The organism is Amycolatopsis sp. NPDC043889 (genome assembly GCF_056435645.1).
In genome coordinates this window covers 646,654-663,944 of record NZ_JBWKEC010000001.1, presented here as the reverse complement: position 1 = coordinate 663,944, position 17,291 = coordinate 646,654, and the positions used below count along the sequence as shown (strand labels likewise).

Here is a 17,291-nt window from a genome sequence, read left to right as displayed (position 1 = left end):
GAGGCGGCCTGGAACTGTTCATGGCGCGCGGCGGCAGGCGACGCCGTCCGCCGTCGACGGTGCCCGACAGCGGTCTGACCGGCCCGGTCGACATCCCGGAGCCCGAACCCGAAGCCCTCCCGAAAGACCTGAAGTCCCGGCTCAACCGCATGTGGGTCAACATCGCGGGCACGGTCCGCGGCCTGCCGAAGGTCGCGAAGCTGACTTGGCAGGCGAGCCCTCCGCTGACCATCGTGATCACCCTGGTGACGCTGCTTTCCGGTCTTCTCCCGACGGCGACCGCGTACGTGGCGAAACTGCTGATCGACTCGGTGGTCGCGGCGATCCAGGGGCACGGGACGAAGAGCGCGATCGTCGGTGTCGCCCTCTTCCAGTTCGGCATCCTCGTGCTCACCGCGGTTTCGCAGGCGCTGACCACCTACGGCCAAGCACTGCTGCAGGAACGGATGACGCTGACCATCCGCCACCAGGTGATGGACCACGCGAGCAAGCTGCACCTTTCGTACTTCGAGGGTTCCGCGTCCTACGACATGCTGCGTCAAGCCGCGCAGGAGGCGCCGACGCGGCCGCTGTCGATGATGAACTCGGCGCTGGGCTTGATCCGGACGCTGATCACCTTCGGCAGCATGATCGCGCTGCTCGTCTCGATCAGCCCGCTGCTGGCGCTCGTCGCGCTCGTGGCGCCGATCCCCGCGTTCATCTCCCAGTCGAAGTACGGCGCCCGCGCGTTCTGGCTGACGCTGATGATGTCCCCGCTGAAACGACGGATGGACTATCTGTCCTCTTTGGTCACCACGGACACGTACGCCAAGGAGACCAAGCTCTTCGGGCTCGGCCCGTACTTCGTCGACCGGTTCCAGCGGCTCGGCCAGGTCTTCTACGACCGGCAGCGCACACTGACCCGCAAGCGCAGCGTCAGCTCGACGTCGTGGGGTCTGCTCAGCACCGCCGCCGGATCCGCGATCGCGCTGTACATCGCGCTGGAGGCCGTCGGCGGCAGGCTCACCCTCGGCGATCTCGCGCTGTACACGGCCGCCGCGGCGTCGGTGCAGACGTCCGTCCAAGGGTTGTTCACCGCGTTTTCCGGGATGTACGAGAACAATCTCTACCTCGACACGCTGTACCGCTTCCTCGGGACGAAACCGGAGATCGTCGCGCCACCGGAACCGCGACCTCTTCCATCCACAGTGGAGGGTCACATCCGGTTCGAAGAAGTGTCCTTCACCTATCCCGGAGCTGCCGACCCCGCCCTCGACGGCGTGAGCTTCGAGATCCGGCCGGGCGAGACGGTCGCCGTCGTCGGCCGCAACGGCGCCGGGAAGTCGACACTGTTCAAACTGCTGTGCCGGCTGTACGACCCGACGGGCGGGCGGATCCTGCTCGACGACGTCGACATCCGCGAGTACGACCCGGTGGAACTGCGGCGGCGGATCAGCGCGATGTTCCAGGACTACGTGACGTATCAGGGCACCGCGGCGGAGAACATCGGACTCGGCGACCTGACGCACCTCGTCGACCGGGAACGGATCGAGACGTCGGCGAAACGGGCCGGTGCCGACGAGCGGATCGAGCGCCTGCCCAGTGGCTACGACACCCCGCTCGGCCGCTGGTTCGACCAGGGCGTCAGCCTGTCCGGTGGCGAATGGCAGAAGATCGCGTTGTCCAGGGCGTTCCTGCGGGAAGCGCCGATCCTGATCCTCGACGAGCCCACCTCCGCACTGGACGCCCAGGCCGAGCACGATCTCTTCTCGCGGCTGCGTGCGCTTTCGGAGGGGCGCACGACGCTGTACATCTCGCACCGGTTCTCCACCGTCCGCCAGGCGGAGCGGATTCTGTTGCTGGAGCACGGAAAGGTCGCCGAATACGGGACACACGACGAACTGATGGCGGCGAAGGCGGGCTATGCCGACCTGTTCACGTTGCAGGCCGCCGCGTATCTCGACGACGAGGCTGAGGCCTGACCATGCGGCGGATCATGGTCGTCGGGTGCAGCGGCGCCGGGAAGTCGACGTTCTCGCGACGGCTCGGCGCCGCACTCGGCCTGCCGGTCACCCACTCGACCGGCTCTACTGGCGGCCGGGGTGGACGCCCGCGCCGGACACCGAGTTCCACGCCGCGCAGCAGGAGATCATCGAATCCGGTGCCTGGGTGATCGATGGGAACTACGGAGCGTCGATGCACCTCCGGCTCCCGCGAGCGGACACGATCATCTTCCTCGACTACCCGCGCCGCGTCTGCCTCCGGCGGGTGCTGATGCGATGCCTGCGCGAATACGGGCAGGACAAGCAGGCGTCCGGCTGCCCCGAAAGGCTCGATCTGGAGTTCTGCTCCTACGTCTGGCGCTGGCCGAAGGACCACCGGGAGCGGACGGTGCGGCGGCTGGCGGAACAGGGGGCGCACGCGCGGCGGATCGTGCTGACCAGGCCCCGCGAGGCGGAGGAGTTCCTGCGCCGGATCGGTTGACCGGGGTCACCGTATCGGGGGTTGGGAGCAAAACGGGCAAGCCGTACGTTGTCCAGGTATGGCTGTCGCGTTCCTGCTCTATGTCGTCGCCGAGATCGCCGCCGTGTGGGCGGTGGGCTCGGCCGTTGGCGTGCTCGGCACGATCGCGCTGCTCTTCGCCGGCGCGTTCGTCGGGTCCTGGCTCGCGCGCCGTGAAGGCGGCCGCGCCTTCCGGGCGTTCGCCGAGTCCGCGCGGCTCGGCCGTCCCGCCGACGCGGAGAAGGAACTCACCGACGGGATGCTGATCGGGCTCGGCGGCCTGCTGATCCTGCTGCCCGGTTTCGTCAGCGACGTCATCGGCCTGCTGTTCATCCTGCCGCCGACACGGAGCGTCGCGCGCAAGGTCTGGCAGAAGCGGATGGCGCGCCGGGCGGTCAAGTTCGCCAACCGCACGCGAGGGCCGGTGATGGTCGTGGACAGCGAGGTCGTCGTGGACACCCCGCCCGCGGAGGCCGCCAAGAAGCAGCCGCCGGTGATCGAGGGCCGTATCGTCGAGGGCTAGGAGCCGCACAGCTTGGACACTAGCTTCGCCGCTAGGCTCCAGTGTCTAAGCTAGTGTCTAAGCTAGTGTCTAAGCTGGGACGGCGGCATGCTCTACGACGAACTCGCCGAGATCATCGCGAGCCTTCGCGACCTCGGTGGCGACCACGCCTTTGTCGAGGCCAAACGAGCCGAGTCAAAGCTTCCGAAGAGTGTCCGCGAAACGCTCTCGGCGTTCGCCAATACCAGCGGCGGAGTCCTGATCCTTGGCCTCGACGAAACCCAGGGATTCGAGGCGACCGGGGTTCGCGACCCGGCGAAGATGGAAGCCGATCTGGCGGCCTTGTGCTCGGAAAACCTGGAGCCGCCGCTACGCCCTCTCATCGGGACCCACCGTTTCGAAGGCGCGGATCTCGTGGTCGCCGAGATCCCCGAACTACCGCCGGGCAGCAAGCCTTCGTTCAACCGGGGCACCGGCATGACGCAGGGGAGCTTCGTCAGAGTCGCCGACGGGGATCGAAGGCTGAGCCCGTACGAAGTCCAACTGATGATGGCGAACCGCGGTCAACCGCGGGATGACGAGCAGCCCGTGGCGGGTACGACCGTCGCGAACCTCGACCACGCCCTGGTCGATACTTTTCTGAGCCGGCTCCGCCGCCACCGGAGCAGGGCTTTCGCGGGCTTGGACACCACCGCGGCGCTGCGCCGCGCGAAAGTTCTCGTCGGCACCGAGCTTTCCCTCGCGGGACTGCTGGCACTGGGGGAATACCCTCAGGAGTTCTTCCCGCAGCTCATGGTGACCTTCGTGCACTACCCGACGAAATCCGGGCCTGATCCTCGAAACGGAACGCGGTTCATCGACAACGTCGCTGCGGAGGGGCCGATTCCGGCGATGGTGGACGAAGTGCTCATCGCTCTCCGCCGGAATATGAAACGACGATCCACCGTTCGCGGCGCCGGACGGGCCGAAACGTACGAGTACCCGGAGACCGCACTACGAGAAGCAGTGGTGAACGCACTGGTGCACCGCGACTACTCGGGTACCTCCCACGGGACACAGGTGCAGGTCGAGATGTATCCCGACCGCCTGCTAATCCGTAATCCAGGGGGCCTTTACGGGTCGGTCCGCGAAGAGAATCTCGGCGTCGAAGGGACCTCCTCGGCTCGCAATGCGACGCTGCTGAAGATCCTCGAAGACACCCCGTTGCCTGGGTCGGATCGTCCGATCTGCGAGAACCGCGGCTCCGGGATCCCGGCGATGCTGACGGCGATGCGGGACGCCAAGCTCAGTCCGCCACGGTTCGCCGATGACATTTCCACTTTCTCGGCGACTTTCCCGAACCACACCTTGATGGGCGATGACGCGGTTCGCTGGATCGCTTCATTGGATGAGCACGGCCTCACCGACAGCCAATGCCACGGCCTCGCGATGCTGTTCCACGGGGAGACGCTCAACAACCAGGCCTACCGGAACGCCAACGACCTCGATTCGAGGGTGGCGACCGAAGAACTCGGTGATCTCGTCGCACGGGGCCTTCTGGTCCCGGCCGGCGGTCGCCGATACGCGCACTACACCCTCGCCGAAGACGCGGCTCCCGCTCCCAAGGACAGCACCGACAGTCCGGCACCGCCGAAGCGTCGCGCCGACCGGCGTGAAGAGATCCTCGACGCGCTGGGCGACGACGAGGCGACACGTGCCGACCTGGTCGCGGCGACCGGACTGCACGACCGCACGATGACGCGATGGCTGACCGTCCTGCTCAAGCAGGGGCTGATCGAAGCGACCGAGCGAAATCTGCGGAGCCCCAACGTCCGCTATCGCCGTACGTCCAAGCGAACTCTCGATGAAACAGGTGGCTAGCCCGCGCTCGGCTTCGGGATGTCGAAATACCCGCTGAACCGCACGGCCGGCGCGTACTCACCCTTGACCTTCACCTTGCCCGTCACGAACATCGCCGCCACCGCCGCGTTGCCGGTGGCCATCCGGATGAAGTCGTCGACGGACAGCGTGATGGTGGTGTCCGGAGTGCGCGCGAGATCGGTGCTGGAAACGCAGACGCCGTCCTCGATGACCGTTTGAAAACGATCGAAACCGTCTTCTCCGTCACCGTCGGTAAAACGCCACGCGACGACGAAGTCGACATGCCGCGCGCGTTCCGGAACGAAATGATCCGACATTCTGCGGAAAATCTCGTCGAGGAACGCCGAACGCAGTTCCGGGTGATCGGCGATCGCCTTGAGCTGCTCTCGTGACGCCCGTTGCACGACGTCGACGAGCACCTCGGTCTCCAGTGAGCTCAACTCGATGCCCGCGCCGGTTTCGCCCAGCATGTGCAGGGTTTCCAGCACCTGGGTGAACTGCTCGGGGCTCAGTTTGGTGAGCTCGAGTTTCTCCGCGAAGGCGTTGACGACGTGCTCGCCGCCGGTGCGCGTTTTGTGCGGCCTCGACGGACGGGAAAGGCGTACCTTGTCCCGCCAGCGCCGGTTCGGAGAATTTCGGGGCACGGCACGGAAGTGTATCTGCTCAGCCGGGTTCAGGACGGTTTAGGAAGGTCGAAGAAACCGATCAAACCCGCGGCGAAGGCCAGGTCACCTTTTACTTTGATCTTTCCGGTGACGAATAGCACAGCGGGTGTCGCCTGGTGGGTGATGAGCCGGAAGAAGTCGACGGGCGCGATCGTGATCGTCACCCTCGGCTTCTCCTTCATGTCACGGCTGACCGTGCACTCGCCATGCGAGATCACCGTCTCGTAGCGGTCGTAGCCGCCGTCGCCGGTGCCGCCGGACAGCCGCCAGTGCACCACCGCGTGCAGTGTCCTCGCGCGGTCCTGCCGGATGTGGGCGCCCATGCGGTCGAAGATCTCACGCAGCACGCGCTCCCGGAGCGGCCGTTCGGCGACGACGCTCTCGAGTTGTGTACGCGAGGCGCGCGCGACGAGGTTCGCGAAGCGGGCCGGGTCCACCTTGCGGAGGTCGAACGCGGGCGCGGACTCGGCGAGCCGTCCCAGGGCGGTCAGCAGCCGCCGGACGTCGTCCTTGCCGAGGTCCTTCGGGTCGATGGCGCCCGCGACCTCGTTGACGTCGAGAGAGTGCGCTTCGGCGGAATCCGGCTCGATCCGTTCCAGCGCGTCGACCAGCGCGCGGCCGGTCAGCCCCACGATCTCGGTCATCTTCCCTCCGGTTCCACCTACCCGAGCGTAAGGCTACCCGTGAGTAGGTAGGCGGGCAAGTGTGCCGAAGTCACCCTGGCCGGTGGTAGCCCGGTAGCGTCTTACGCGAACTAATGGGAGGTCTTGAGTGTCCGAGGAAGTGCCGCGTCCCGCCGAACGCGCCAAAAGGCTGCCGAGAGCGGTGCGGGAACGCCAGATCCTGGACGCGGCGGTCTCGGTGTTCTCGCGCTACGGCTATCACTCCGCGTCGATGGACGAGATCTCCGAGGTCGCCGGTGTGTCCAAGCCGATGATCTACACCTACCTCGGGTCCAAGGAAGATCTCTTCGGCGCGTGCATCCGCCGCGAAGCCACCCGCCTGCTGGAGGCCGTGCAGGACGGGATCAAACCCGATCTGCCGCCCGACATGCAGCTTTGGCACGGGCTTCGCGCGTTCTACCGCTTCGTCGCCGACTACCGCGAGTCCTGGACGGTGCTGCACCGCCAGGCCATGACCGTCGGCGGGGCCTTCGCCGCGGAGATCACCGACATGCGCACCCGCGCGATCGAACTGGTCGCCGCGCTGGTCGTCTCCGCGGGCACCCGCAAGGGCCTCGGCGAACAGGCCGAGTTCTCCGGCGCGGGACTGTCCGCCGCGCTGGTCGGGGCGGCCGAGTCGCTGGCCGACTGGGCACTCGACCACCCCGACGTCTCCGACGGCGTGCTCGCCTCGTGGCTGATGAACCTGGTCTGGCTCGGGTTCAACGACCTCGTCGAGGGCGAGATCTGGAAGCCGTCAGAGAGCGGCGACTGAGCCCTCCAGGTGCGGCTTCGGCTTGCGCGCGTTCCACAGCTCGAAAGCCCACCCGTCGCCTTCGCTCCAGGTGGTGAAGGCCGCCTTGGCGGGCAGCAGGACCGGCTGCTTGAACTTGACGTCGACGGTGAAGGCCTCCGGGAGCCTGCCTTCGAACGCCGCGAGCGCGTGCGCCTTCGTCCACATGCCGTGCGCGATCGCGGCCGGGAAGCCGAACGCCTTCGCCGTGATCGGGTGCAGGTGGATCGGGTTGCGGTCGCCGGAGACCTCGGCGTAGCGGCGGCCGATGTCGCCGGGCACGTGCCAGATCGCGTTGGCCGTCGGCTGGGAGAGCTGACCGCGCGAGGTCTTCTCGCCGCTGCCGCCACCGCGGCGCAGGTACGTGCTGACGTCCGTCCACACAGGACTGTCGTTGACCAGCAGCTCGCTGACGACGTCGAACTGCTTGCCTTTCTCGTGCGGGCGCAGGTCCTCGGCGCGCACGCGCAGGGTGAACGACTCGTCGAGCCGCAACTGCCGGTGCTGGGTGATCCGGTTCGCGACGTGCACCATGCCCAGCAACGGGAACGGGAAGTCGGCCTCGGTCATCAACGCCATCTGCAGCGGGAACGCGAGGATGTGCGGATACGTCGCCGGAAGCACGTCGTCCAGCCGGAATCCGCACACCTGGTTGTACGCGGCGAGGTGCGCCGGGTCGACGACGACGCCCTCGCGGACGAACTCGGTCCCCGGCAGCGTGTTCCCGCCGCTCTTGCGCAACGAGCCGAGCAACGCCTTGGGGTACAGCGAAGACAGGCTCGGCGACTCGTGGAGTTCCTTGACGGCCATGCTCACGCTCCCAGCAGTGCCTGGCCGCAGACGCGGACCACGTTGCCGTTGACCGCGGCCGAAGCCGGGTTCGCGTACCAGGCGATCGTCTCGGCGACGTCGACCGGGAGCCCGCCCTGGCCGAGGCTGGACAGCCGCCGCCCGGCCTCGCGGATGAACAGCGGGACGGCGGCGGTCATCTTGGTCTCGATGAAACCGGGCGCGACGGCGTTGATCGTGCCGCCGTATTCGGCGAGCTTCGGCGCGCCGTCGTTCACCATGCCGATGACGCCCGCCTTGCTGGTGGCGTAGTTGGTCTGACCGACGTTGCCCGCGATCCCGGCGATCGAGGAGACGCCGATGATGCGGCCGTTCTCGTGCAGCACCTTGTCGGAGAGGAGCTTTTCGTTCACCGCGAGCTGCGAGGCGAGGTTGACCGCGATGACCGAGTCCCAGCCGCCTTCGGTCATGTTGCCGAGGGTCTTGTCCCGCGTGATGCCCGCGTTGTGCACGACGATGTCGACGCCGCCGTGGCGCGTGGTCAGGTACTCGGCGAGCTTCTCCGGCGCGTCGGCGGCGGTGATGTCCAGCTGCAGCGACGAGCCGCCGACCTTGTTGGCCACCTTGGACAGGTCCGCGCCCTGCGCGGGGATGTCGAGCGCGACGACGTGGGCGCCGTCTCGGCCCAGCACCTCGGCGATGGCGGCGCCGATACCGCGGGAAGCGCCGGTGACCAGGGCGACCTTGCCGTCCAGCGGCTTCGTCCAGTCGGCCGGGGCCGAGGCGGTCTTGGTCTCGGTGCCCACGCGGATGACCTGGGCGTCCACGAAGGCGGACTTCGACGAAAGCAGGAACCGGAGCGTGGACTCAGTGGCCTCTTCGGCTCCTTCGGCGACGTACACGACCTGAGCGGTCGCGCCGCGCTTCAGCTCCTTACCGACGGAACGGACGAAGCCTTCGAGCGCACGCTGGGCGATCCGCTCGTGTCCTTCGGCCAGCTCCGGCGGCGTTCCGAGGACGACGACGCGGCCCGACGGCCCGACGCTCCGGATCACGGGGTGGAAGAAGTTGTAGACCTCGCGAAGCTGCTTCGGGTCCTTCACGCCTGTCGCGTCGAAGACGAGCGCGGCGTGCTTTTCGGCCGCCGTCGAGAGGACCTCGATACCCGCGCGGTGCAGCTGCGCCTCGATCACCTTTTCGAGACGGCCGCCCGGCGCGGCACCCAGAAGTGCGGGACCCTCGAGAGGGGGCTGACCGGGCTTGTACCGGCGGAGCGTGGCGGGATTCGGCAGGCCGAGCTTCGGCACCACGAACTTCCCCACCGGGGATTTCGTGAACTGCTGGTACCTGTCAGCCATTACGTGCCTCCCGTGCAGTTTGCGTCACGTCGCATTCTAACCTACTCGCTAGTAGGTTACAGTGTGAGAGAGCCTACGGAGGAGTGGAAAAAATGGCCACGAAAAGGACGGCACCCGTGCGCAAGGTCGCGATCATCGGCGGCAACCGGATCCCCTTCGCCCGCTCGAACGGTCCGTACGCGAAAGCGTCGAACCAGGACATGTTCACGGCCGCCCTCGACGGCTTGGTCAGCCGCTTCTCCCTGCAGGACGAGGTGATCGGCGAGGTCGCCGCCGGCGCCGTGCTCAAGCACGCCCGCGACTTCAACCTCGCCCGCGAAAGCGTCCTCGGCAGCAGGCTGAACCCCGCCACCCCGGCCTCCGACGTGCAGATGGCCTGCGGCACCGGCCTCCAGGCGATCATCAACGTCGCCAACAAGATCGCCCTCGGCCAGATCGACTCGGCCATCGCGGGCGGCGTCGACACCACGTCCGACGCGCCGCTGGCGGTCAACGACGACCTGCGCCAGATCCTCGTGCAGCTCAACGCCGCGAAGACGCTGCCAGAGCGGTTGAAGCTCGCCGCGAAGCTGCGCCCCGGCCACATCGTCCCCGAGATCCCGCGCAACTCCGAGCCGCGCACCGGCCTCTCCATGGGCGAGCACGCCGCGCTGACCGCGAAGGTCTGGGAGATCACGCGCGAGGCACAGGACGAACTCGCCGCGACCAGCCACCAGCGCCTCGGCGCCGCGTACGACAAGGGCTTCTTCGACGACCTGGTGACGCCGTACCTGAAGCTGGCGCGTGACCAGAACCTGCGCCCGGACTCCAGCGTCGAGAAGCTCGCGAAGCTGAAGCCCGCCTTCGGTGGCCCCGAAGGCACGATGACCGCGGGCAACTCGACGCCGCTGTCCGACGGCGCGTCGACGGTCCTGCTCGCGACCGAGCAGTGGGCGAAGGCACGGAAGCTGCCGGTGCTGGCGTACCTGACGTTCTCGCAGACCGCGGCCGTCGACTACGTCCACGGCGACGAGGGCCTGCTGATGGCGCCCGCGTACGCCGTCCCGCAGATGCTCACCCGTGCCGGGCTCACCTTGCAGGACTTCGACTTCTACGAGATCCACGAGGCCTTCGCGTCGCAGGTGCTCGCCACCCTCAAGGCGTGGGAGGACCCGGCGTTCGCCAAGGAGAAGCTGGGCCTCGACGAACCTCTCGGCTCCATCGATCGGGCGAAACTGAACGTCAACGGTTCTTCGCTGGCGGCCGGGCACCCGTTCGCCGCGACCGGTGGCCGTATCGTCGCCACCCTCGCGAAGCTGTTGAACGAGAAGGGATCCGGCCGCGGACTCATCTCGATCTGCGCCGCGGGCGGCCAGGGCGTCACCGCGATCCTGGAAAAGTAACGTTCGCCCGCAGCGGATCGGGGAAAAACCCCGGTGCCTTTGTCGGTGCCGGGGTCTAGGTTGACCGCATGTTCGCGGTTCAGGCGAAAGCGCTGGTCAAAACCTACGGGTCAATACGGGCGCTCGACGGGGTCGATCTGTCGATCCCGAAGGGCGAGGTGCTGGGCCTGCTCGGGCCGAACGGTGCCGGCAAGACGACGACGGTCCGCATCCTGACCACGCTGCTTCGCCCGGATTCGGGCGAGGCGGAGGTGGCCGGGCACGACGTGCTGGCCCACCCCGACGCAGTCCGGCGGTCGATCGGGTTGTCCGGGCAGTACGCCGCCGTGGACGAGAACCTCACGGGGTTCGAGAACCTGTACATGGTCGGCAGGCTGTACGGGAACAAGAAGGCCGCGGCGAAGTCCCGGGCGCGTGAGCTGCTCGCCCGGTTCCGGCTGGAGGACGCGGCGGACCGCCCCGCCAAGACGTACTCCGGCGGTATGCGGCGACGGCTCGACCTCGCGGGGGCGCTGGTCGCCGAGCCGACCGTGGTGATCCTCGACGAACCGACCACCGGGCTCGACCCGCGCGGCCGGATCGACACCTGGGAGGTCATCAAGGAGCTCGTCGCCGACGGCACCACGGTGCTGCTGACCACGCAGTACCTGGAGGAGGCCGATCAGCTCGCCGACTCGATCGTGGTGATCGACAAGGGGAAGGTCATCGCGCGCGGCACGGCCGACGAACTCAAGCAGGAGATCGGCGGCGAGCGGCTGGAGCTCGTCGTGGCGAACGCGAGCGACCTCGCCATGACCACCCAGGTGCTGGCCGAGGTCGGCTCGGGCACGCCGTCGGTCGACGAACACACCCGTAAGGTCGACGTCCTGGTCGAGGGCGGGCCGAAGGCGTTGATCGAGGCGCTGCGGCGGCTGGACGGCCACGGCGTCGCGGTCCAGGACGTCGCGCTGCACCGGCCGACGCTCGACGACGTCTTCCTTTCGCTCACAGGACACGCCACGGACGAGGGGGAGAAGACGGAAGAGGGGGTGGGGAACCAGTGAGCGCGGTCGCGAAGGCCTTTTCCGACGGTGGCGTGATCACCTGGCGGAACCTGAAGAACGTCCAGCGCAACCCGGACTGGCTGATGGCGGCCACCCTGCAGCCGATCATGTTCGTGCTGCTGTTCGCGTACGTCTTCGGCGACGCGATCGGCGGGGAAGCGGGCGGGCTCGCGTATCGCGAGTTCCTGATCGCGGGCATCTTCGCGCAGACGGTCGCGTTCAACTCGGCGTTCACGGTGATCGGCTTCGCGAACGACCTGCAGAAGGGCATCATCGACAGGTTCCGTTCGCTGCCGATCTCCCGCCTCGCGGTGATCTTCGGCCGGACGACGTCCGACCTGGTGATCAGCGTGGTCGCGTTGGTCGTCATGTCGCTGTGCGGGCTGCTCGTCGGCTGGCGGATCCGCGGCAGCTTCCTCGACGCGGTGCTCGGCTACCTGGTGATGCTGATGTTCGCCTGGGCGCTGTCCTGGGTCGGCGCGTGGATCGGGCTCGTCGCGCGCAGCGTCGAGGTGGCGCAGAGCGCCGGGCTGATGTGGATGTTCCCGCTGAGCTTCATCTCGACGGCGTTCGTCCCGGCGGACAAGCTGCCGGGCGTGCTGAAGACGATCGCCGACTGGAACCCGTTCACCGCGGTGATCAACTCGGCGCGTGACCTGTTCGGGAACCGCTTCGGCGCGGCACCGACGGGCTGGCCTGCCGAGCACGCTTCGCTGTACGCGATCCTGTGCTGCGTCGCCATCATCGCGATCTTCGCACCGCTCGCGACGGCCCAGTACAAGAAGGTCGCGAGCCGCTAGGAAAACTTCTGCTCAGAAATGTCGAACCGCCGTCGAGCCGCTCGACGCGCTGGTGAAGGCGGGGTAGAAACAGCCCCGCCAAGACACTGAGGAGCAACGATGCGGTTTCTGATGATGCACCGGTTGGACGAGAGCGCCCCGGAGGCCTGGAACCCCAGCAAGGAGTTCATCGACCGGATGGGCGCCTTCATCCAGGACTCGTTCGAGAAGGGCATCCTGATCACGGCGGAGGGCGTGCACCCGTCGGAGAAGGGCGCGAAGGTCCGCAAGGTGCGTGGCGGCAAGATCACCGCGACCGACGGCCCGTTCACCGAGGCCAAGGAGGTCATCGGCGGGTTCGCGCTGATCAACGCCAAGGACCTGGCCGAGGCCGTCTCGTTCGCCGAGTCCTACGCCGCCTTGTTCGACGAGATCGAAGTCGAGGTGCGGACGGTCGTCGAGGAAGAGGACATCGCCGCCTTCACCTCATGACCCACGCGTTTAGTCCTCTGGATGCGCCTTTACGCATCCAGAGGACTAAACGCGGGTCGTCACTTCGTGATGGCCTTCTCGGCCTTCTTCGCCAGCTTCTCGGCGCGCTTCTCCGTCTTCGACGCGGCGCGGCGGGCACGCCAGCCGAGCGACGGCTTGCCTGCGGTGTCGGCGGCGGCCAGCAGCAGGCCACCGGCGAGGCCGGCGTTCTTGATGAACTGGATCTGCTGCTGCTGACGCTCGGCCGGTTCCTTGATCTCCCAGAACCGGTGCGCGGCCAGCGTCGTCGGGACGAGGCTGCCGAGCAGCAGCAACGAGGCCAGGCGCGGTGCCTTGCCCGCGGCGAGCGCGACCCCCGCACCGACCTTCACCGCGGCGTCGATCCGGACGAGGGTGGCGGGGTCGCGCGGCACCGACTCCGGCACCACGCCCTCCAGCTTGTCGAAGGACTCGGTGAGGAACGGCTCCGCGGCTTTGGCGTGCCCCTCGGTGTCCCTCAGCGCACCGATCCCGCCGGAGATGAAGATCGCGGCGAGGAGCGGACGTGCGACGCGACGGAGAATCACGGTCGTAACCTTTCTGATCCGGACCCGGGAAACAAACCTAACCCCAGTCTTCCCGCCCGCCACGTCGCCGAACCGCGCTAACGGTGTATCGCGAAATATTTCTCTGGCGCTAGACGGGGCTAGATTCCGCTAGCGGGCTCGATACGCCTTGGGCAGCTTGAACCCGCGGTCGGCCGCGACCTCCCGCAGCCGGTCCGGGTAGTCGGTGATGATGCCGTCGACGCCGTCGTCGATCAGTTTGCGCATGGTGGCCGGGTCGTTGATCGTCCAGGGCACGACCTTGATCCCCGCTCGATGCGCCTCAGTGACCAGCGCCTTCGTCGTGAACGGCCGGTAGTCGGGGTCGCCGACCTTGCCACCCTGCGGGTTGCCGTGCACCGGCGAGAGCGCGCTCGCGCCGAACGACTTCACCGCGCGGACGGGGCTGCCGCCGAAGTCGTCGATGTCGATCCCGCCGAGCCACGGCGACTTGCCCGGCTGACCGGCCTGCAGGAACTCGGGCTGGGTCAGCGCGACCGTCGGGAGCCAGGGCGCGACCTCGCGGAACCGCATCAGCGCGCCCCAGTCGAAGCTCTGGATGGAGACGTTGTGCGCGAACCCGCCGCGCACGATCTCGCGCACCGCCCGCTGGACGAACTGCTCACGCGGCGCCGTCTCGTGCGGTGCGGCGGCCTCGACCTTGGTCTCGATGTTGAACTTGATGCCCCAGGCGCGGTGGTCCCTTGCCAGCTGGAACAGCTCGGCGAGCGTCGGCATCTTGGCGCCGGGGGAGAGCGTCTGGCCGGGATGGGCGGGCTGCCGGAGCGAACCGCAGTCCAGCGTGCGGACCTGCGCGAACGTCAGATCCTTCACGTATTTGCCGACGTACGGGTACGCCGGGTCGCCGGGGGTCGCGGGCGCGGTGTCGCGGCACTTCGCGGGTGTCGTCTTGCGGTCGTGGGTGATCACCTCGCGGCCGTCCTTGGTGATCTGGATGTCGAGTTCGAGGGTGTTCACCCCCAGCTCCATCGCCTTGCCGAACGACGCGAGCGTGCTCTCGACCGTGAGGCCGAGCCCGCCGCGGTGGGCCTGGATGTCGAAGGCGCGTCGCGGATGCGCGTCGGCGATCCCGGCCGTCGTCAAGGTCAGCGCAGTGGCGATGACCAGCGCGAATGTCTTCATTCGTGAACCATGCCACGGTCGGGTGAACTTCGATTGACTTTGACGCAACGTCAACCTCTACCTTCGTGGACATGCCGAACGAGAAGGAGTGGTCGATCCAGGACATCGCCCGCTCGGCCGGGACCACGAGCCGCACGCTGCGCCACTACGGCGACATCGGGCTGCTCGAACCGAGCCGGGTGGGGAGCAACGGATACCGCTACTACGACCAGGACGCGCTGGTGCGGCTGCAACGGATCCTGCTGCTTCGCGAACTCGGGCTGAGCCTGCCCGCGATCGGCGAAGTCCTCGAAGGGGAGCAGGACACAACGGCGGCGCTGCGCTCGCACCTGAAGTGGCTGGAGCAGGAGCGACAGCGGCTCGGACGGCAGATCGAATCGGTCAGGACGACCTTGAGGAAGACAGAAAGAGGTGAACAACTGATGGCAACGGAAGTGTTCGACGGCTTCGACCACACGAAGTACGAAAAGGAGGTCACCGAACGCTGGGGCGCCGACGCCTACAAGCAGGGCGACCGGTGGTGGAAGTCGCTGAGCGCCGAGGACAAGAAGGCGCACCAGCAGGAACAGAAGGACATCGCCGCCGCTTTCGGTGAGGCCCGCGCCAAGGGTCTGCCCGCCGACGGTGACGAGGCCCAGGCGATCACGCAGCGCCTGTACGAGTGGCTTCGGCCGGCCGTGCGGGCCGTGTCGAAGGGCTACTTCGCCGGACTCGGGCAGCTGTACGTCGACGACCCGCGCTACGGGCAGTACGACGAGAAGCACGGCGAGGGCACCGCGGAGTACATCCGTGACGCGATGGCGGTCTACGCCGAGCGCAACCTGCGCGACTAAGAACGAGGGACGGGGCTGCAGACCCGTCCACTCGGAGTAACCCGTCGCGACACGCCTATCCCTCTATGGCGGAATATCGGGTCCACGCTAGAAACGCCGATAGCGTGTGAGAGTGGATCCCATCCGCAACCCCTTCGCCCCGGGCGCCGGTCAACGGCCGCCCGAGCTGGCAGGTCGCGTCCGCGAGCTCCAGGCCTTCGAGGTCGTGCTCGAACGGGTCGCGCGGGGAAGACCCGAACGCAGCCTGATGCTGACCGGCCTGCGTGGCGTGGGGAAGACCGTGCTGCTGGGCGAGCTGCGCTCGCGGGCCATCAAGCACGGCTGGGGCGCGGGCAAGATCGAGGCCCGCCCGGACACCGAACTCCGGCGGCCACTGTCGGCCGCGCTGCACCGCGCGATCCGCGACCTCGCCGTGCGCCATCGCGCGCCGGACCGGGTCGAGCAGGTGCTCGGCGTGCTCAAGGCGTTCGCGCTGCGCGCCAACAAACCGGACGCGAAGCTCCGTGACCGCTGGCAACCGGGTATCGACGTGCCCGCCGCGCAGGGCCGCGCAGATTCGGGCGACATCGAGATCGACCTGGTCGAGCTGTTCACCGAAGTCGCGGAGCTGGCTGCCGACGTCGGCACCGGGGTCGCGCTGCTGATCGACGAGATCCAGGACCTGCTGCCGGAGGATGTTTCCGCGCTCTGCGCGGCCTGCCACGAACTCTCGCAGTCCGGGGCGCCGCTGGTCGTGGTCGGCGCGGGGCTGCCGCACGTGCCCGCCGTCCTTTCGGCGTCGAAGTCGTACTCGGAACGCCTCTTCCGTTACGCGCGCATCGACAGGCTGGAGCGCGAAGACGCCGACCTCGCGGTGATGGCACCCATCGAACGCGAGGACGCGGGCATCGAACCGGAGGCGCTGGACGCCTTGTTCGACGCGTCGGGCGGATATCCGTACTTCATCCAGGCCTACGGCAAGGCCGCCTGGGATGCCGCGCCGGCGGATCCCATCACCGTGAAGGACGTCCAGGTCGCGGCGCCGGAGGCCGAATCGGAGCTCGCGGTCGGCTTCTTCGGCTCCCGCTACGAGCGCGCGACGCCGGCCGAGCGCGAGTACCTGCTCGCGATGGCCGAGCTGACCCAGGGCCGGGACGAGTCCGCCGGTACCGCCGATGTGGCCGTCTACCTGGGACGGAAGCCTTCGTCACTGTCTCCGGCGCGGGACAGCCTGATGAAGAAGGGCCTGGTGTACTCCGCCGAACGCGGGCACATCGCCTTCACCGTGCCGCACTTCGGCCACTACCTGCTCGGCCGGGACTAAGTCTCTCTCCAGCTTTATTGTCTCAGCGCTAGAAAGCGGTAGAAACACCTACCGCCACTTCATCGCACCCTCTTCGGCCGTATAGGAAAAAACCTAGATAACTGCGGCGTTACCAAGAAGTGACCGGCGCCACCAAATCTCTCCGGTTTTACACTCCTGTTGCCGATGATTCATCGGCAGGTGTGCCAAGTCACCGGATAATCGTTGGCATCCTTGTGAAAAAGGGTGCATACTAGAAGCACAGCCACGAAGACGCAAGATCTACTCCCAAGGGGATGACAAAACCGATGAACAACATCGCCGCCAAGCTCCGTGCCCGTCGCGCCGAGGCTCGTACTCGCCGGGCCCTGAACCGGGCGATCGACACCGCGGCCACCGCGACCGTTCGTCAGGAGCTCATCGCTATCTCCCAGGCGCGTCACACGCACATGCGCTGACCCGACAACAACCGTTGTAGGTGTCGCCCATTCGAGTGACCTACGACACATAGTGCGTGAGATGTAACGCCTCGGAACGCGGCGTCGATACCCACTACGACCCCGTGATGCTGGCGGACCCCCGACCTGGCAGCATCACGGGGTTTCCATATGTCCACCCCCGAAAGATTTCTTGCCTTCACCGC

General features: G+C 67.4%; 18 protein-coding genes. 12 read left to right on the top strand and 6 right to left on the bottom strand.

All coding sequences use genetic code 11. The features are described from left to right. Positions 1–8: 8 nt before the first annotated feature. From AC0685_RS03325 to AC0685_RS03310, 4 genes are all read left to right on the top strand, one after another. Positions 9–1,961: an ABC transporter ATP-binding protein gene (locus tag AC0685_RS03325; RefSeq protein WP_478224452.1), complete on the top strand. Its 1,953-nt coding sequence runs from the start codon at positions 9–11 to the stop codon at positions 1,959–1,961. A gap of 25 nt (positions 1,962–1,986) precedes the next feature. Beyond that, positions 1,987–2,463, top strand: coding sequence for a P-loop NTPase family protein (locus tag AC0685_RS03320; protein ID WP_478224029.1), 477 nt, complete (start codon positions 1,987–1,989; stop codon positions 2,461–2,463). 58 nt (positions 2,464–2,521) lie between these two features. Continuing rightward, the gene (locus tag AC0685_RS03315; RefSeq protein ID WP_340687195.1) at positions 2,522–3,004 is read left to right on the top strand and encodes an FxsA family protein; all 483 of its coding nucleotides are present in this window, start codon (positions 2,522–2,524) and stop codon (positions 3,002–3,004) included. Positions 3,005–3,091: 87 nt separating this feature from the next. Further along, a complete protein-coding gene (locus tag AC0685_RS03310; protein ID WP_478224028.1) occupies positions 3,092–4,843 on the top strand; it encodes an ATP-binding protein in 1,752 nt (583 codons plus the stop codon). On the opposite strand, the gene AC0685_RS03305 is transcribed toward AC0685_RS03310, so the two are convergent. Next, complete coding sequence (locus AC0685_RS03305; RefSeq protein WP_478224027.1) at positions 4,840–5,487, bottom strand: SCP2 sterol-binding domain-containing protein; 648 nt, start codon at positions 5,485–5,487, stop codon at positions 4,840–4,842. The two genes, AC0685_RS03310 and AC0685_RS03305, sit on opposite strands and share 4 nt — an antisense overlap. 29 nt (positions 5,488–5,516) lie before the next feature. Next, on the bottom strand, positions 5,517–6,152 hold the full coding sequence (locus AC0685_RS03300; RefSeq protein ID WP_478224026.1) for an SCP2 sterol-binding domain-containing protein: 636 nt from the start codon (positions 6,150–6,152) through the stop codon (positions 5,517–5,519). Positions 6,153–6,279: 127 nt separating this feature from the next. Here AC0685_RS03300 and AC0685_RS03295 point away from each other — a divergent pair, with 127 nt between their 5' ends. Then, complete coding sequence (locus tag AC0685_RS03295; RefSeq protein WP_378435136.1) at positions 6,280–6,945, top strand: TetR/AcrR family transcriptional regulator; 666 nt, start codon at positions 6,280–6,282, stop codon at positions 6,943–6,945. Here AC0685_RS03295 and AC0685_RS03290 read toward each other — a convergent pair. Both AC0685_RS03290 and AC0685_RS03285 read right to left on the bottom strand, forming a co-directional pair. Continuing rightward, positions 6,928–7,773: a MaoC family dehydratase gene (locus AC0685_RS03290; protein ID WP_478224025.1), complete on the bottom strand. Its 846-nt coding sequence runs from the start codon at positions 7,771–7,773 to the stop codon at positions 6,928–6,930. The genes AC0685_RS03295 and AC0685_RS03290 overlap by 18 nt on opposite strands. A 2-nt stretch (positions 7,774–7,775) precedes the next feature. Next, a complete protein-coding gene (locus tag AC0685_RS03285; RefSeq protein WP_478224024.1) occupies positions 7,776–9,110 on the bottom strand; it encodes a 3-oxoacyl-ACP reductase in 1,335 nt (444 codons plus the stop codon). A gap of 92 nt (positions 9,111–9,202) precedes the next feature. On the opposite strand from AC0685_RS03285, the gene AC0685_RS03280 reads away from it, so the two are divergent. The 4 genes from AC0685_RS03280 to AC0685_RS03265 all read left to right on the top strand — a co-directional run bounded on the left by AC0685_RS03280 (position 9,203) and on the right by AC0685_RS03265 (position 12,806). Next, a complete protein-coding gene (locus AC0685_RS03280; protein WP_378435141.1) occupies positions 9,203–10,492 on the top strand; it encodes an acetyl-CoA C-acetyltransferase in 1,290 nt (429 codons plus the stop codon). Positions 10,493–10,560: 68 nt separating this feature from the next. Beyond that, positions 10,561–11,535, top strand: a complete 975-nt coding sequence (locus AC0685_RS03275; protein WP_478224023.1) for an ATP-binding cassette domain-containing protein — start codon at positions 10,561–10,563, stop codon at positions 11,533–11,535. After that, entirely contained in the window at positions 11,532–12,335 is an 804-nt protein-coding gene (locus AC0685_RS03270) for an ABC transporter permease (RefSeq protein WP_478224022.1), read from the top strand. Before AC0685_RS03275 ends, AC0685_RS03270 begins: the two co-directional genes overlap by 4 nt. A gap of 99 nt (positions 12,336–12,434) precedes the next feature. Further along, positions 12,435–12,806 (top strand): YciI family protein, encoded by a 372-nt coding sequence (locus AC0685_RS03265; protein WP_478224021.1) that lies wholly within the window; start codon positions 12,435–12,437, stop codon positions 12,804–12,806. Between the two features lie 59 nt (positions 12,807–12,865). Here AC0685_RS03265 and AC0685_RS03260 read toward each other — a convergent pair whose 3' ends face one another. Together AC0685_RS03260 and AC0685_RS03255 are read right to left on the bottom strand one after the other, a co-directional pair. Beyond that, a complete protein-coding gene (locus AC0685_RS03260; protein ID WP_465430966.1) occupies positions 12,866–13,372 on the bottom strand; it encodes a DoxX family membrane protein in 507 nt (168 codons plus the stop codon). 129 nt (positions 13,373–13,501) lie between these two features. After that, on the bottom strand, positions 13,502–14,533 hold the full coding sequence (locus AC0685_RS03255; protein WP_478224020.1) for a glycerophosphodiester phosphodiesterase family protein: 1,032 nt from the start codon (positions 14,531–14,533) through the stop codon (positions 13,502–13,504). A 71-nt stretch (positions 14,534–14,604) separates the two neighbouring features. Here AC0685_RS03255 and AC0685_RS03250 point away from each other — a divergent pair, with 71 nt between their 5' ends. The 3 genes from AC0685_RS03250 (at position 14,605) to AC0685_RS03240 (ending at position 17,106) form a co-directional block, all read left to right on the top strand. Further along, positions 14,605–15,366 (top strand): MerR family transcriptional regulator, encoded by a 762-nt coding sequence (locus tag AC0685_RS03250; protein WP_478224019.1) that lies wholly within the window; start codon positions 14,605–14,607, stop codon positions 15,364–15,366. 112 nt (positions 15,367–15,478) lie between these two features. Next, the gene (locus AC0685_RS03245) at positions 15,479–16,669 is read left to right on the top strand and encodes an ATP-binding protein (RefSeq protein ID WP_007032375.1); all 1,191 of its coding nucleotides are present in this window, start codon (positions 15,479–15,481) and stop codon (positions 16,667–16,669) included. A 275-nt stretch (positions 16,670–16,944) separates the two neighbouring features. Further along, positions 16,945–17,106, top strand: a complete 162-nt coding sequence (locus AC0685_RS03240; RefSeq protein ID WP_172843476.1) for a hypothetical protein — start codon at positions 16,945–16,947, stop codon at positions 17,104–17,106. The last annotated feature ends 185 nt before the right edge of the window (positions 17,107–17,291 follow it).

Coding starts and splice junctions, on each gene's coding strand:
- AC0685_RS03315 (WP_340687195.1), top strand. CDS start 2,522: ATGGCTGTCGCGTTCCTGCTCTATGTCGTCGCCGAGATCGCCGCCGTG.
- AC0685_RS03310 (WP_478224028.1), top strand. CDS start 3,092: ATGCTCTACGACGAACTCGCCGAGATCATCGCGAGCCTTCGCGACCTC.
- AC0685_RS03300 (WP_478224026.1), bottom strand. CDS start 6,152: ATGACCGAGATCGTGGGGCTGACCGGCCGCGCGCTGGTCGACGCGCTG.
- AC0685_RS03290 (WP_478224025.1), bottom strand. CDS start 7,773: ATGGCCGTCAAGGAACTCCACGAGTCGCCGAGCCTGTCTTCGCTGTAC.
- AC0685_RS03285 (WP_478224024.1), bottom strand. CDS start 9,110: ATGGCTGACAGGTACCAGCAGTTCACGAAATCCCCGGTGGGGAAGTTC.
- AC0685_RS03280 (WP_378435141.1), top strand. CDS start 9,203: ATGGCCACGAAAAGGACGGCACCCGTGCGCAAGGTCGCGATCATCGGC.
- AC0685_RS03275 (WP_478224023.1), top strand. CDS start 10,561: ATGTTCGCGGTTCAGGCGAAAGCGCTGGTCAAAACCTACGGGTCAATA.
- AC0685_RS03265 (WP_478224021.1), top strand. CDS start 12,435: ATGCGGTTTCTGATGATGCACCGGTTGGACGAGAGCGCCCCGGAGGCC.
- AC0685_RS03255 (WP_478224020.1), bottom strand. CDS start 14,533: ATGAAGACATTCGCGCTGGTCATCGCCACTGCGCTGACCTTGACGACG.
- AC0685_RS03250 (WP_478224019.1), top strand. CDS start 14,605: ATGCCGAACGAGAAGGAGTGGTCGATCCAGGACATCGCCCGCTCGGCC.
- AC0685_RS03240 (WP_172843476.1), top strand. CDS start 16,945: ATGACAAAACCGATGAACAACATCGCCGCCAAGCTCCGTGCCCGTCGC.